Origin of the sequence: Mesopusillimonas faecipullorum (assembly GCF_020539505.1) — a bacterium.
GTDB lineage: Bacteria > Pseudomonadota > Gammaproteobacteria > Burkholderiales > Burkholderiaceae_B > Mesopusillimonas > Mesopusillimonas faecipullorum.
In genome coordinates this window covers 1-14,324 of sequence record NZ_JACDXW010000003.1, presented here as the reverse complement: position 1 = coordinate 14,324, position 14,324 = coordinate 1, and the positions used below count along the sequence as shown (strand labels likewise).

General features: G+C 57.3%; 17 protein-coding genes, 1 rRNA gene and 1 other RNA gene. 8 read left to right on the top strand and 11 right to left on the bottom strand.

Annotation, left to right across the window (positions count from 1 at the left end):
• Positions 1-13: 13 nt before the first annotated feature.
• From epsC to H0484_RS06510, 9 genes are all read right to left on the bottom strand, one after another.
• Positions 14-934 (bottom strand): serine O-acetyltransferase EpsC, encoded by a 921-nt coding sequence (epsC, locus tag H0484_RS06550; RefSeq protein ID WP_226953749.1) that lies wholly within the window; start codon positions 932-934, stop codon positions 14-16.
• 10 nt (positions 935-944) lie between these two features.
• Entirely contained in the window at positions 945-1,631 is a 687-nt protein-coding gene (gene ybgF / locus H0484_RS06545) for a tol-pal system protein YbgF (protein WP_226953748.1), read from the bottom strand.
• Between the two features lie 84 nt (positions 1,632-1,715).
• A complete protein-coding gene (pal, locus tag H0484_RS06540) occupies positions 1,716-2,216 on the bottom strand; it encodes a peptidoglycan-associated lipoprotein Pal (RefSeq protein WP_226953747.1) in 501 nt (166 codons plus the stop codon).
• Between the two features lie 34 nt (positions 2,217-2,250).
• Entirely contained in the window at positions 2,251-3,471 is a 1,221-nt protein-coding gene (tolB, locus tag H0484_RS06535) for a Tol-Pal system beta propeller repeat protein TolB (RefSeq protein WP_226954115.1), read from the bottom strand.
• Between the two features lie 114 nt (positions 3,472-3,585).
• Complete coding sequence (gene tolA, locus H0484_RS06530) at positions 3,586-4,692, bottom strand: cell envelope integrity protein TolA (RefSeq protein WP_226953746.1); 1,107 nt, start codon at positions 4,690-4,692, stop codon at positions 3,586-3,588.
• Positions 4,693-4,697: 5 nt separating this feature from the next.
• The gene (gene tolR / locus H0484_RS06525; RefSeq protein ID WP_226953745.1) at positions 4,698-5,156 is read right to left on the bottom strand and encodes a protein TolR; all 459 of its coding nucleotides are present in this window, start codon (positions 5,154-5,156) and stop codon (positions 4,698-4,700) included.
• The gene (tolQ, locus tag H0484_RS06520) at positions 5,156-5,830 is read right to left on the bottom strand and encodes a protein TolQ (protein ID WP_226953744.1); all 675 of its coding nucleotides are present in this window, start codon (positions 5,828-5,830) and stop codon (positions 5,156-5,158) included. Before tolQ ends, tolR begins: the two co-directional genes overlap by 1 nt.
• A gap of 1 nt (position 5,831) precedes the next feature.
• Complete coding sequence (gene ybgC, locus H0484_RS06515; RefSeq protein WP_226953743.1) at positions 5,832-6,260, bottom strand: tol-pal system-associated acyl-CoA thioesterase; 429 nt, start codon at positions 6,258-6,260, stop codon at positions 5,832-5,834.
• Positions 6,261-6,277: 17 nt separating this feature from the next.
• Positions 6,278-8,011: a proline--tRNA ligase gene (locus H0484_RS06510; protein WP_226953742.1), complete on the bottom strand. Its 1,734-nt coding sequence runs from the start codon at positions 8,009-8,011 to the stop codon at positions 6,278-6,280.
• 61 nt (positions 8,012-8,072) lie between these two features.
• Here H0484_RS06510 and H0484_RS06505 point away from each other — a divergent pair, with 61 nt between their 5' ends.
• Positions 8,073-8,669, top strand: coding sequence for an RNA pyrophosphohydrolase (locus H0484_RS06505; protein WP_226953741.1), 597 nt, complete (start codon positions 8,073-8,075; stop codon positions 8,667-8,669).
• Between the two features lie 45 nt (positions 8,670-8,714).
• Here the strand turns inward: H0484_RS06505 and H0484_RS06500 are convergent, their stop codons facing one another.
• A complete protein-coding gene (locus H0484_RS06500; RefSeq protein ID WP_226953740.1) occupies positions 8,715-9,626 on the bottom strand; it encodes an NAD(P)-dependent oxidoreductase in 912 nt (303 codons plus the stop codon).
• A 76-nt stretch (positions 9,627-9,702) separates the two neighbouring features.
• Here H0484_RS06500 and H0484_RS06495 point away from each other — a divergent pair, with 76 nt between their 5' ends.
• From H0484_RS06495 to H0484_RS06480, 4 genes are all read left to right on the top strand, one after another.
• Complete coding sequence (locus H0484_RS06495) at positions 9,703-10,107, top strand: hypothetical protein (RefSeq protein ID WP_226953739.1); 405 nt, start codon at positions 9,703-9,705, stop codon at positions 10,105-10,107.
• A 6-nt stretch (positions 10,108-10,113) separates the two neighbouring features.
• Positions 10,114-10,413 (top strand): cell division protein ZapA, encoded by a 300-nt coding sequence (locus tag H0484_RS06490; protein ID WP_226953738.1) that lies wholly within the window; start codon positions 10,114-10,116, stop codon positions 10,411-10,413.
• A 25-nt stretch (positions 10,414-10,438) separates the two neighbouring features.
• Positions 10,439-10,619, top strand: a non-coding RNA gene (gene ssrS, locus H0484_RS06485) — 6S RNA.
• Between the two features lie 54 nt (positions 10,620-10,673).
• Positions 10,674-11,429, top strand: a complete 756-nt coding sequence (locus H0484_RS06480) for an SIMPL domain-containing protein (RefSeq protein ID WP_226953737.1) — start codon at positions 10,674-10,676, stop codon at positions 11,427-11,429.
• Between the two features lie 56 nt (positions 11,430-11,485).
• Here the strand turns inward: H0484_RS06480 and lgt are convergent, their stop codons facing one another.
• Positions 11,486-12,265, bottom strand: coding sequence for a prolipoprotein diacylglyceryl transferase (lgt, locus tag H0484_RS06475; protein WP_226953736.1), 780 nt, complete (start codon positions 12,263-12,265; stop codon positions 11,486-11,488).
• Positions 12,266-12,369: 104 nt separating this feature from the next.
• On the opposite strand from lgt, the gene H0484_RS06470 reads away from it, so the two are divergent.
• From H0484_RS06470 to H0484_RS06460, 3 genes are all read left to right on the top strand, one after another.
• Complete coding sequence (locus H0484_RS06470; RefSeq protein WP_226953735.1) at positions 12,370-12,717, top strand: c-type cytochrome; 348 nt, start codon at positions 12,370-12,372, stop codon at positions 12,715-12,717.
• Between the two features lie 76 nt (positions 12,718-12,793).
• Positions 12,794-13,330, top strand: coding sequence for a peptide-methionine (S)-S-oxide reductase MsrA (msrA, locus tag H0484_RS06465; protein ID WP_226953734.1), 537 nt, complete (start codon positions 12,794-12,796; stop codon positions 13,328-13,330).
• Between the two features lie 899 nt (positions 13,331-14,229).
• Positions 14,230-14,324: ribosomal RNA gene (locus H0484_RS06460) — 16S ribosomal RNA — on the top strand; the annotation flags it as partial.

Genomic DNA, 14,324 nt, shown 5'->3' with positions numbered 1-14,324 from the left:
GCCGCAGCCCCTGTCAGAGACTTGCCGCGTTACCGTTACTGCGTGGGTTGCAGTCTGCCTGAGTCACGTAACTGCCTGCCGGAACATCGGAGGTTAGCCAGACATTGCCGCCGATGACGCAGCCACGCCCCAGCGTTACACGACCCAAGATGGTGGCCCCAGCATAGATGACAACGTCGTCTTCTACCAGCGGGTGGCGCGGCAAGCCTTTTTGCAGCGAGCCGCTGGCATCCGTGGGAAACCGCTTAGCCCCCAGCGTGACGGCCTGATAAATGCGTACGCGTTCGCCGATAACCGTGGTTTCACCAATGACGACGCCGGTGCCGTGGTCGATGAAAAAGCTGCCGCCTATAGTGGCACCGGGGTGTATGTCTATTCCGGTTTCACTATGCGCGAGCTCCGAGACCACTCGTGCGAGCAAGGGTAGGTCGTGTCTATAGAATTGATGGGCAATGCGATGATAGATCATGGCTTGCACACCGGGGTAGCACAGCAGGACTTCGTCTACGGTACGCGCGGCAGGGTCACCCCGATAAGCCGCCAAGACGTCGCTATCCAACAAAGATCGGATAGCAGGAAGCGTTGCGGCAACGCCTTGAACCGCCTTGCAGGCGCGTGCGTCGATTTCCTCGTCGGAAGGGTTCTCAAGGCGCAGCCTATAGCTTAATTCAAGTCGGGCTTGAATCAGCAGGGCGTGCAACGCAGACCCAAGCGTATAGCCTACGTAATAGTCTTCATTGTCGTGACGCAGGTCTGCTGGGCCTAAGCGCATAGGAAACAAGGCGCCTTGGAGTTCCAGCATGATTTGCGCCAAAGACTCGCGCGAGGGGAATTCGCGCCCGCCGGCTTCGCGGGGACGGTTTTGTTGGGTGCGCCACGTTTGACGCGCCGATCGCAACGATTGAACGATGGGACCGATATCGAATACAGCCATAAAACCTCGCTTACTGCAGCAGCTTGATACGTTCTTGCGCGGTGGCGGCGGCGGGACTTTGCGGATACTTGGACACGATGCTTTGCAGCGTGGTTTTGGCGCCCCCCATATTGCCTTTCTCAACTTGGTTGGCGGCAATGATCAGCAGCGCGTCGGGCGTGCGGGCATCGTCGGGCTTGCCTTGCGTCAAACGCTGTAGCGTGGCGATAGAAGCATCGAACTGACGATTGGCATACTGGCTGCTACCTTGGTAGAACATTGCCTCGGAAGCTAGCTGGCTGTTGGGGTACTGGGCCAAAAAGGTCGCAAAACCTTCTCCTGCCTCTTTGTACTTGCCGCCACGAAAGTGGGTCAGGGCCTGGTTGAAAGCAGCCTGCTCTTGTGGGTTGTTCACGGTAATACTAACGCCGATTTGCTCTTGTTCTAGGCGGCGCTTGGCGTCGACTTCCCAGCGTAGGTGTTCGACCTGGCCACGCAGATTTGCCAGTTCCTGCTGCAAGTTTTCCAGCTGCTCGGCCAGGCTTAGGCGTGCTTGTTGATTTTGCTCGGTCATCTGCCGGACTTGCTGGCGCAGCTCAAGAATGGCGCGGCGAGCATCGTCATCGGCAAATGCGTGCGCCAGCGGGGCTGTCAGAAGGGCAGCGAGCGTAGCGCACGTCAGGAAAACTCGGTGGGTGGCTTGGGGAAGAAATGACATGGTGGGGAGCCTATGCAAAAACCGCCTGCCAAACCACTTGCCGAATGGCAAGCGGTGTGACAGGCAGGTTGCTGGTAAGCGGGATCAACGTTGGTAGACGATGTCCGCGCGGCGGTTTTCAGCGTAATCCGCCTCGGTGTTGCCCAACGCCTTGGGGCGTTCCTTACCGAAACTGATGGTTTCGATCTGGTCGGTGCGAACGCCGCTCAGGGTCATCATACGGGCAACCGCATCAGAGCGGCGTTGGCCCAGCGCCAGGTTGTACTCAGTACCTCCGCGGGCGTCGGTGTTACCTTCGATGCGGATGTTCTGTTGTGGGTTGCTGGCCAGATAGCCAGAGTGCATTTCTACCAGGCGGCGGTACTGTTCAGGCACGGTGTAGCTATCAAACTCGAAATAGACCGAACGCTGTTGGGCGAGCGGGCTTTGCGGATTGAAGGGGTCCATCACTTGTCCGGTGCTGGCTCCGGAGGTGCCGCTTCCGCTGCCACTCCCTTGCGACTCATCTAGAGGCACCGAACTGCATGCTGCCAGTGAGGCCGCGATGACAACCAAACCGAATCGACTTGCAATGCGCGATCTCATTTACTTTCCTTTGAAAAAAGAGACACGGGTGAATTTAGCGGGTAAACGGCCCCCAAGTGGGTTCTCTGACCTTGCCATCCAGTGTGGACAACGTCTGGCGCACACGCCCGTCGGTGGAAACGACTGCCAAGACGCTACGGCCATTTTGCACGGAACTGTGCAAAATTTGCATGCCATTAGGGGCAAAGCTTGGGGACTGGTCGTCAGGCCCGTTGGTTAGCACCTGCTGAGCATCGGTACGCAGATTCTGCAGCGCGATGGAGTAGGCGCCATCCCTGCGGGTAACGTAAACCAGTTCGCTGCCATCGGGCGAAATCGAGGGTGAAATGTTGTAACTGCCTTGAAAGGTCAGGCGGTTGGCTTGACCGCCGGAAAGCGGCACGCGATAAACCTGGGGAGAACCGCTGCGGTCGCTGGTAAAAACCAGCTCGCTGCCATCGGGCGAATAGCGGGGCTCGGTATCGATAAGAGGCGAGCGCATGACGCGACGCAGGCCGGAGCCATCGGCATTGATGGTGTAGATCTGGGAAATGCCGTCACGCGAGAGAGCAATGGCTAATTGTTGACCATCGGGAGACCAGGCTGGAGCACTGTTGTTGCCCTTGAAATTAGCGACGGGGTGACGCTGGCCGGAGGCCAAAGTTTGAACGTAGATAACAGGCTTGCCTGTTTCGAAACTGACATAGGCCAACTTGCTGCCATCGGGCGACCAAGCAGGGGAAATAATGGAGTGCTTAGAGCGCAGCATGACCTGTGGGCTTTGGCCGTCAGCGTCTGCAATTTGTAACTCATAGACGCCGTTTTTTTGCAGGACGTAAGCGATACGTGTGGAAAATACGCCACGAACGCCGGTGATTTTCTCGAAAATACGATCGGCGATCTGGTGGGCGATACGACGCAATTCGCGTTCAGTACCGCTAAACGCCATGGTGTCGAGCTGCGTGTTGCGGACGGTGTCGTCGAGGCGATAGGTGACGGTGTATTGGCCGGCCTGTTGGGTAACCGTACCAAAAGCCACGTAATCGGCCCCGCGGGAGCGCCAGTTGGCATAGTCCAACTGAGAGTTCGCATCCAGCATGGCGCCCGTGGCATTAATGAGCCTGAACTGACCAGAGCGGCTTAAGTCATCACGAATGACTTGGCCAATCAACTGGCCTTTAGGGTCACCCGAAAAATCCGCGATGGCAATGGGGTACTGGGTGGCGCCCACGCCTGCGATGTCTACGCGTAACTGGGCGTGCGCCGCTTGCATCATGAAGGGCGCCAGCGCCAGCAACGACACGAGTGCACGGAACCATTCCCAAGCGCGCCATGCACGCCGCACGGGCTGGGACAAGGAAAAGGCATTAAAACTCATGTCGGTGACCTCCTAGTGTTCAAACATTTGATAGGTGCCGTCGATAAACGACGGATAACCACCGCTCGGGGGCTTGGGAAACGGATTGCAGCTCCTGATACCCGCCTCGACCGCGCGGTCAAAACCGGCGATCCCGGAGGAACGTTGCAGCGTCACGGTGGTAACGCGGCCCTGTCCATCCAGATTGACCCGATATTGTACTGCGGGGTTGGAGCCAGAATACGGGGGTGTCGGATACACCACACCACGACGAATGCATGCCCGTACCTGAGCCGCATAACCAGAATCACGCCCGCCGCCGGCCTGGTTGCGATCAGCCGTGCCGCCGGGCATGCCGGCTGCACCCATGGCCGCTTCACGCATGGATTTCTGTATGGCCGCACGTTTATCCGCCGCCGCTTTTGCCTCTGCCGCTTTTTTGGCCGCTGCTTCTTTTGCTGCTTTTTCCTTAGCCGCTTTTTCTGCGGCTTCCTTGGCAGCCTTCTCTGCGGCTTCCTTAGCGGCTTTCTCCTTGGCGGCCTTCTCGGCAGCTTCCTTGGCGGCTTTTTCCTTAGCTGCCTTCTCAGCGGCCTCCTGAGCAGCCTTCTCTTTAGCAGCCAGTTCCTTGGCGGCTTTTTCTTTCGCCGCTTGCTCTGCCGCATCGCGAGCCGCCTTTTCTTCGGCGGCCTTGGCCTCAGCCGCTTTGCGAGCAGCCTCTTTACGCGCTTGCTCTTCCTTGCGCGCTTTTTCCAGGGCGATTTCGGGATCTGGCTGGGGTGCAGGCGGTGGCGTAGGCTCGGGCGGTGGCGGAGCCGGTTCAGGCGCGGGCTCGGGTTCCGGCTCTGGTTCCGGGGCGGGCACAGGCTCTGGCTGGGGAGGCACAGGCTCAGGCTCTTCTGGCGTCTCGGGCTCTACGGGATCAGGTTCTTGTGGTGTAGGAGGTGCCGCATCTGGGCTTACGCCGTCTGCCCATAGTTCTACCTGCACTGGCCCTTGGTTTTCGGGTGGGCGCAGCAAAGCGGCGGCAATGATCAGCAGCACCAGGGCCAAATGGCCGGCCAGTGCGTAGATCAGGCCTCTTTTTTCATCCCGTTGCCTATCGGCAGGGGCAGTGTGGGGGGAAGGCGTAACCGATTTCATGAGACTCAACGGCGGCGCGGCGCAGGGGTATTGTCGACAGCGCCGCTTTGGTCGACGAGCAAGCCCAGGCGGGTGACGCCGTTGCTACGCAGCTCGTCCATAACGCGCATGACGGTTTCGTAAGGAACGCGGCCGTCTGCAGCAATCAGCACAGGGGTTTGCTCGGTAAGGCGGGACTGAACCTCGGCGACCAAGTCTGTGGGCGCGATGTCGCGGAAAGTAGAGCCGGCTGCACGCGTACGGATGGCATAGACTCCATCTTTGTTGATCTGCACTTCGACGGGATCTGCCGGCACGTTGGACGACTGACCCACGGAGGGCAGTTCGACCAAGCCGGGCGTGATCATGGGGGCTGTAACCATGAAGATGACCAGCAGCACCAACATCACGTCGATGTAAGGAACGACGTTGATATCATTCTTGAGCCGACGTCCACGCCGGCCTCTTTGCCTGGCGCCGGCCATCAGCGCACCTGCCGCTGCAGAATGTTCAGGAACTCGTCCATGAAGCTATCGAAGCGCGAGGCGAGTCTGTCGATTTCGTTGGTGAAGCGGTTGTAAGCCACCACCGCTGGAATCGCCGCAAACAGGCCGATGGCAGTGGCAATGAGCGCTTCGGCAATGCCCGGTGCAACAGCTGCCAAAGTGGCTTGCTGCATGGAAGACAAACCTAGAAAAGCGTGCATGATGCCCCAAACCGTACCCAGCAGGCCGATGTACGGGCTGACTGAACCTGCCGAAGCCAGGAAGTTCAGTCGAGACTCCAGATCGTCCAGTTCACGCTGGTAGGTGGCCTGCATCGCGCGCCGCGGCCCGTCCAGCATGGCGTCAGCCGGTGTGTTGCTGCGTCGCGCCTTCAGAAATTCCGTCATGCCGGCATCGAAGATACGCGCCAAGGCGCCGTGTTCGCTGTGGCGACTAGCGACGGCTTGCTGCAGAACGGAGAGATCGCCGCCTGCCCAGAAATCGTCTTCAAAGCGCCTGGTCTGGGACTCGGCGCGTTTGATCGCAGTGCGCTTGGCGAAGATGTAAGTCCAGGAAAGCACGGAAATGCCGACGAGAATCAGCATCACGATCTGAACAGGGACACTGGCTTCGAGGATCAGGGAGATCACCGAGATGTCGTTGCTGGGTTGCATATCAGGCTTGCACCTTTTTCAACAAGGTTCTTAAAAAGGAAGGGAGTCCGGCGGGTTTGAGCGTGGCGGCATCCACGCAGCACACTTGCACATTGCTTTCGCAAAGCGCTTGATCGCCAAGCCGGGCAGTTTGGAAGAAATCCAATGACGCATGCCCTACGCGTGTAAGCGTGCTGTGCACGGTTACGAGATCATCCAAACGGGCAGGCCGCAGATATTGTATGTCGAGCTTCTTGACAACGAATATCCGGTTTTCGGTCGCCGCCAGTTCGGTCTGGTCGACGCCCAAGCGTCGTAACCATTCCGTGCGTCCCCGTTCGAGGAATTTCAGATAGTTGGCGTAAAACACGACACCGCCGGCGTCGGTGTCTTCGTAGTAAACCCGGATGTCCAGTGTACTGGCAGCCGGACTAACGGCAGAATCGTGCATGAAGGCTTGCGACTAGGTTAACGGAAAGCGTCCAGGGCCTGTATGGCCTGCGATGCGGCATCTTGAACAGGCACTTCCTGCGTCTGACCTGCGCGCCGCGTTACAAGTTCCACGACGCCGTTCTTCAACCCGCGATCGCCCACCGTAATTCGTACCGGTATACCGATGAGCTCCCAGTCGGCGAACATGACGCCGGGACGCACGTCACGGTCATCTAGCAACACTTCTATACCTTGTGCCAGCAATTGTTGGTAAAGCGCTTCGGCGGCCTCGCGTACGGCCTCGCTTTTGTTCCAGCCCATGGGGCAGATCACAACCGAGAAAGGCGCAATCGCACGAGGCCAGATAATGCCCTTTTCGTCGTTGTTTTGCTCAATGGCGGCGGCTGCGATCCGGCTGACGCCTATGCCGTAGCAGCCCATTTGCATGATGGCGGGCTTGCCGTCGGTGTCCAAAAACGTAGCGTTCATGGCGCGCGAGTATTTGTCGCCCAAGAAAAACACGTGGCCGACTTCTATGCCGCGTTGAATCGCAAGGGTTCCGCCTTCGGGTGCGGGGTCTCCTGCCACCACGTTACGCAGGTCGGCAAGCTCGGGTTCGGGCAGGTCTCGGCCCCAATTGACGTCGGCTAAATGGTAGCCGGTCTCGTTGGCGCCGCAGACGAAGTCGTGCATGTTGGCAACCGTCAGGTCGGCCACCACACGTATGTCTTTGACACCAACGGGGCCCAGATACCCCGGTGGGCAGCTGAATGCGTCTTGGATTTCGGACTCTGACGCCAAGCGCAGCTCGGAATTCAGGCCTGGCAACTTTCCAGCCTTGATTTCGTTGAGTTCGTGGTCGCCACGTACCAGCAACATGCACAGCGAGACAGGCTTGCCGGCTTCGGGTGAGGGTTGGGCCATGACGACGGCCTTGACGGTGCGATCCAGGGGGATGCCCATCAAGCCAGAGACGGCTTCGCATGTGGTGGTCTCTGGGGTGGACACCTTGCGCATGGCTTGCCCAGCGGCGGCGCGGGTGGGGATCAGGCAGGGCGCCTGCGCCAGTTCTATATTGGCCGCATAGTCGGAGTCAGGGTTGTAAACGATCAGGTCTTCGCCCGTTTCGGCGATGACTTGGAATTCGTGGCTGCGCGAGCCCCCTATCGAGCCCGTATCAGCGGCAACGGCGCGGAACTCCAGCCCCAGGCGCTGAAAAATGCGCATGTAGGCAGCGTACATGTTGTCGTAGCTGGCTTGGGCGCTGGCTTCATCGCGGTCAAAAGAATAGGCGTCCTTCATGATGAACTCACGCCCGCGCATCAAGCCAAAGCGGGGACGTCGCTCGTCGCGAAACTTCGTCTGGATGTGATAGAAATTGACGGGCAGCTGGCGCCAGCTATGAATCTCGTTGCGCGCAATATCCGTGACCACTTCTTCCGAGGTGGGTTGCAGGATGAAATCGCGCTGATGGCGGTCTTTGATGCGCAGCAGTTCGGGGCCGTATTGCTCCCAGCGCCCCGATTCCATCCAAAGTTCTGCCGGCTGTACCAGCGGCATCAGAAGCTCGACGGCGCCCGCAGCGTCCATTTCCTCGCGCACGATGCGCTCAATCTTCTTCAGTACACGCAAGCCCAGAGGCATATAGGTGTAGATGCCGCCGGCCGCCTTGCGGATCATGCCGGCTCGCATCATCAGCTTGTGGCTGGTCACCTCGGCTTCGGCCGGGGCTTCTTTTTGGGTATTCAGGTGGTAATGGCTAACGCGCATGGTAGGGTTTCCGGCAGATACGTATAATCAAGGTAATTGTATTCAATTTCGGGGTGGCCCCATGCTAGATCGAGAAGGCTACCGTCCCAATGTCGGCATTATTCTTGTCAACCAGAAAAACGAGGTGTTCTGGGGCAAGCGGGTTCGTGAACACGCTTGGCAGTTTCCGCAGGGTGGCATCAAATACGGTGAAAGTCCCGTTCAGGCCATGTACCGCGAGCTGCACGAAGAAACAGGCTTGATGCCCGAGCATGTACGCATTTTGGGGCGAACACGCAATTGGCTGCGCTACAACGTGCCTAATCACTTCATCCGGCGCGATTCCCGTGGCACCTACAAGGGTCAGAAGCAAATCTGGTTCTTGTTGCGACTGGTCGGTCGCGATACCGATGTCTCCTTGCGCGCAACGCATCATCCAGAGTTCGATGCCTGGCGCTGGAGTCACTATTGGGTGCCGCTTGAGTCGGTCATCGAGTTCAAACGTGAAGTTTACTCGCAGGCGCTTAACGAGCTGGCCGGCATTTTGTTCAGGTCTGCACGCGATCACACACCTAGGTATTTGCGTCAAAGGCAGCAAGCAGGGCAGCGCCGCAGCACTGCCACTACAGTCATGGTGCTGGAAGAGCAACTCTCCGAAACCACTACGGTAGGCGACTGAGCTCGATGTAAGCCCCTGCACGCCCGTTGTGGGTGCTCCAGGGGCTTATTCATGCCTCTCCAGGCGGGTGATCAGGCTGGAGGTATCCAGGCGATTACCGCCTTGGCGCTGCACGTCGGCATAAAACTGATCTATCAAGGCGGTGACCGGCAAACTGGCTTGCATGCGCTTGCCTTCCTCAAGTACCAGGCCCAAATCCTTACGCATCCAGTCTACGGCAAAGCCGAAGTCGAACCTGCCCTCTACCATGGTGCCGCCCCTATGCTCCATCTGCCAGCTTTGTGCGGCGCCTTTGCTGATAACTTCCAGCACTTGGTGCATATCTAACTGAGCGGCTTTGCCAAATGCAATGGCCTCGGACAGCCCTTGCAAGACCCCAGCGACGCAAATCTGATTGACCATCTTGCATAACTGGCCGGCGCCGGCTGCGCCCAAATGCGTGACTGCGCGGCCATAGGCAGCTAAAACCGGCTCGACTTGGCTGAAATGCTGATCGTCGCCGCCGCACATAATGGTGAGCAGTCCGCCCACGGCTCCAGCCTGTCCGCCCGAGACTGGCGCGTCTACGAATCCCAAACTCTGGGCTTTAGCCTGTGCGTATAGCTCTCGGGCGACGTTTGCAGAGGCGGTGGTGTGATCGACGTAGCAAGCGCCTGGTTTCATGCCTGCCAAAGCGCCTTCCTCGCCCAACACTACGCTGCGCAGGTCGTCATCGTTGCCTACGCACGACATTACGATGTCCGCGTCTTGGGCGGCCTCGCGAGGCGTGGCGGCATATTTGCCACCAAACTCTTCTGCCCAAGCCAATGCTTTGCTTGCCGTACGGTTGTACACGGTAACGTTGTGACCTGCCGCGCTTAAATGGCCTGCCATGGGGTAGCCCATGACGCCCAAACCCAGAAAAGAAAGTTTAAGAGGTGGGGTGGCCGAGTACTGGCGTGGTGCAATGCTGGGCATGAAGGGCTCCTATGTAGGAATAAAGTTCATACAAGTTTACTTTTCTCTAGCTGTCGGATGGTTTACGATAACGCCCATGTTGCAAGATCTCGACTCTTTATCGGCCCGTCTCGGGCAACTGGTGCAGTGGGTAGGGCAGCTCCAAGAAGAGCGAGCCTCACTGTTGTCGCGTGTGCGGGGCCTAGAGCAGGAACGCGATGCCGTCCGCGACCAGTTGGCTCGAGCCCAAGCCGAACACCAGACCATCTCCCAGCAGGCTCACGAGCACACCGCTGCCGTCGAGACTGTGCGGCAGCAGGCCGAAGCCGCTCAGGCAGAGCTGCGCTTCGAAGTCAGCCGCTACCAAGCCGATATCCAGGCTGCGCAGCAGGATTTGCTGGCCAGTCGCTCCGAGGCTGATAAACTACGCGCCGCTGCGCTGGCTGCTCAGCAGCGCATAGACGCCGTACTGGTACGCCTGCCTGGCGCCCCTCAGGAGTAACAAGTCATGGAACGCGTAGACGTCAATATTCTAGGTCGCGATTATTCCCTGGCCTGCGAACCCTCCGAAAAGCAAGCCCTCATTGATGCGGTCAAGTTTATAGACCAGCGCATGCTCAGTATCAAAGGGTCTGGTAAAATCTCAGGTAACGAGCGCATAGCGGTCATGGCTGCTATTCAAACAGCACTTGAACTGCTGGCGGTCAAGGCCCCAGACGGCCCGCTAGGCGGTATGGCGCTTGGCGACTTCAAACGCAAAATAGACGACATGAATGGTCTGTTAGACCAAGTCATGCCAAACAGATAAAACGCACGTGTTTACGTGCGCATGGTTGTCCCTGCGGTGTTCGAGATTCGACCATACATTCCTTGAACCAATGCTTATGGCATTTAGGTTGCCCGATTGTGGGTAGGTGTGAACGTCTTAACTGACGGACCCGAAACCTGCTGAAAGCGACCACCCTGAACCTCCGGTTCCGGGATGCCGGTCTAAACGGCACATGCGGGGCATTTTTTGTCTGCAAGCCCGTCCTTTCCGGACGGGCTTGCGCGTCTTAGCGAGCCCATATGACCCTGAAGAATCTCAAAGGTAAAGCGCTTCCCGGCCTGGTGCTGTCTGCTTCGGTGGCCATGCTGTCCATGGCTGCGTCGCCTGCATTTGCCCACGACGCCAGCCCAGAGGCTCAAGGCCAAGCGGGGCTGCCGCAAGCATCGTTCAATGCCCAGGTTTTTGAAACTGTCGCGCAAGATACCGTCACCATCGTGCTTGCGGCGCAAACGAGCGAGGCCAATCAAGAGGCCGCCCAACACAAGCTGACCGAAACGCTGGAAAGTGCCATGAAACAAGCCAAAGCGCAGAGCCAAGTCGAGGTGCGTAGCGGCAACTTTAGGGTCTGGCCGCATACCGACAAACAAGGAAAAATCACCAGTTGGAAGGGTACGGCCGAGCTCGTGCTAGAGTCCACCGACTTTTCGGCTGCTTCTAAACTGTCGTCTCAGCTCAGTGATCGTATGCCTATCGCCGGTATGCGTTTCTCGGTTTCCAAGGCGCTGCGCGCCAAACATGAACAAGCGCTGCTTAAAGAGGCGGCCCGTGCTTTTCAGGATAGGGCGCAGGCAGTGGCTGACTCGCTAGGTTTTAAAGCTTACGGTATCAAAAACGTCGACGTCGGTGGTTCGGGGTATATGCCGCAGCCCATGCCTCGCATGTCCGTGGCGTCTGCGGCTTTCTCCGAAAAAAGCACGGCAGAGGTACCGGTAGAGCCCGGTACTGAAACGATTACGCTTTCTATGCAGGGTACGGTTTACTTGCTCGGAAAGTAAACCGCCTTGGCTGTTCTTGCGCAGAAAGCGCCCCGGTTTGGGGCGCTTTCTATTTTCTACTTGGGGGCGGACGCGCGGAAGAAAATCACCAAGCCAAGCGCCACCATAGGAAGCGATAGCCACTGACCCATGGAAAGGCCTGCGGCCAGCAAACCCAAGAAGTCATCGGGCTCGCGGGTGAACTCTGCCAGGAAGCGGAAGCAACCGTAGCCTATCAGGAATAAGCCGCTGATTTGTCCCGTGGGACGACGCTTGCTGGAAAACCACCACAGCAGGGCAAACAGCAGTAAGCCTTCAAGTGCCATTTGATAAAGCTGTGAGGGATGACGTGCGATGAGGGTGCCGCTCTGAGGGAACACCATGCCCCATGGCAGGGTGGTGGCTCGGCCCCAAAGCTCGCCGTTGATGAAATTTCCCATGCGACCCGCAGCCAGCCCTAAAGGCACCAGGGGTGCGACGGTATCGCCAATTTCCAAGAAGGTTTTGCCGTGCTTGCGAGCGAATAGAAACAATACAATCAGCACGCCGATCAGCCCACCGTGAAAAGACATGCCGCCTTGCCAGACATAGAGCATTGAGATCGGGTCAGCCAGATACTGGTCAAATTTATAAAAGAGGGCGTATCCCAATCTGCCGCCCAACACGATGCCCAGGACGCAGTAAAAAATCAGGTCTTCCAATTGGCGCTGGGTCAGGTTCGATAAGCCTTGCTGAATGCGGCGGCGCCCCAACCACCAAGCTAGCGCAAAGCCCACAAGGTACATAAGCCCGTACCAGTGCACGGCTACTGGGCCGAGCTGGATGGCGATGGGGTCGAACTGGGGGTGCGTCAGCATGGCGGCTATCGTCCGGTAAATAAATATGGCCGATAATACCGCAGGCTGACGTATGGTCGGCTACGCTTAAGCGCGATCAATCCTTTTTCTCTAGCAAGGTGTCCATGGAGAATCTACGATTCTGGCGTCCCCTGTTGCTGGCTGGTCTGATGGCCGGCGCGGCGGTGTTCGCCCGCCCAGCGGCGGCGCAGGCCGTAGGATTGGGCCTGGCTCAGGCCAAGCACTGCGTTGCCTGTCATCGGGTAGAAAAGAAAGTCGTTGGCCCGCCTTTCAAAGCCATAGCAGAACGTTTCAAAGGTGAAAGCACTGCCATACCGCATCTGGCCCAACGTATACGCGAAGGCAGTCGAGGTCAGTGGGGGGCGATAGGCATGCCGCGACAGGTCGATGTCACTCAAGAAGAAGCCGAGCAGTTGGCGGCATGGATATTGTCGCTATATCGCCCGGAGTGATCCCTGATGCGCAAGCTTGTAAGCATCGCTCAAGCCTGTACAGTAATAGTGCCTGTTTCAAAACACGGAGAACGCCATGAATGAACCCCATTACGAAGTTGCTGTCTTTGGGGGCGGCTGCTTTTGGTGCACTGAAGCTGTCTTGGCCGGTCTGAAAGGGGTCAAGCAAGTAGAGCCTGGTTATACCGGTGGGCACGTACAGAACCCCACTTACGAACAAATATGCAATCAGGACACCGGCCATATAGAAGTCGTGCGTGTGCAGTTCGATCCCCAGGTCATTGGCTACGATGATCTGCTGGACGTATTTTTTGGCACTCACGACCCCACCACCTTGAATCGCCAGGGGGCGGATGTCGGGCCGCAATATGCTTCAGTCATTTTTTACCAGTCGCCCGAGCAGGAAATCGCCGCCCAGGCGGCCATAGGCTGCGTGCAGCAGGCGCTGGGTAAACCGGTGGTTACGCGCTTATTACCTGCCGAACACTTTTGGCCGGCTGAGACCTATCATTACCAGTATTACCAGCGTAACCCTGGCCAAGGGTACTGCCAGTTCGTGATTGCGCCCAAGATGGCTGCGCTACGAAAGAAATTTGCTTCACTGCTGGCCTAGCAGCCCGCGTATGACTATGCCCCTTATGTAGGGGCATAGTGCACTCCCCCTCTTTGTAAGTAAGATGAACTGGCATTTGTCCCTCTGTACATAGGTATAGGATGCGCTAGGCGGGCATCAAAAATAGCTTTATCTAGTGGCTTGCCAGGTAAACATAGGGGGTATGCAGGGCTGCTCTTAGTCCTTTTCAAAATATTTTTGTGTTTTGTTGAATATTTTGGGTTTTGATTTGCAAAGGCCAAAAAAGCTATGCTATAGTTGCGGTCTTGGTTGCTAACGCACTAGCGTTAACCCTAATAGGGAAAACGCCTAGCAGTTAACAGCGATGGGCCTGCAACGGCAGGTGCGGTAAGTGAAACGCGTTTCACGCAAGCGGCTTAGACCCGAAGGGCAGCTCAAGGCTTGGTGAAGTGAGTTCTTTTTTGATTGTCAAAGCGTGGTGCGGTTTTGAGCGGTAACGTTCAGGTAGCAACACCCCGGCAGTCGGTAGGTTGGGGCAGTTTTCTCAACCCTGCGACCAACGCAGAAAATACCGGCAGATTGTTAAGCCGATTTGACAAGCTTCAAAAAAGAGTTCATAATTTCGTTTCTCTGCTGATGACGAAGGCGACACGAAGTGTCAACGACGACCGGCAGCGAAACAAGCAGTAAGTGTGATGCGCAACGGCGCTAACGCGGCAGTACCCTGTTCTTTAACAACGAAACAACCGATAAATGTGGGCGCTTGGAATGCGTGTCGCCATTGGGCAGCAATGCTCAAGCGAAGTAACCAAGTGCTCACAGTGAAGAAGCCAAGTTTTTATGTCAAGTAAAAGCTCTGGATTTTTCTTTGAGCATGCGACGTAGTCGCTGTCTACTTCGGTAGGTAGCTACTATGTATTAGTACTTATACAGAGATTGAACTGAAGAGTTTGATCCTGGCTCAGATTGAACGCTAGCGGGATGCTTTACACATGCAAGTCGAACGGCAGCACGAGAGAGCTTGCTCTCTTGG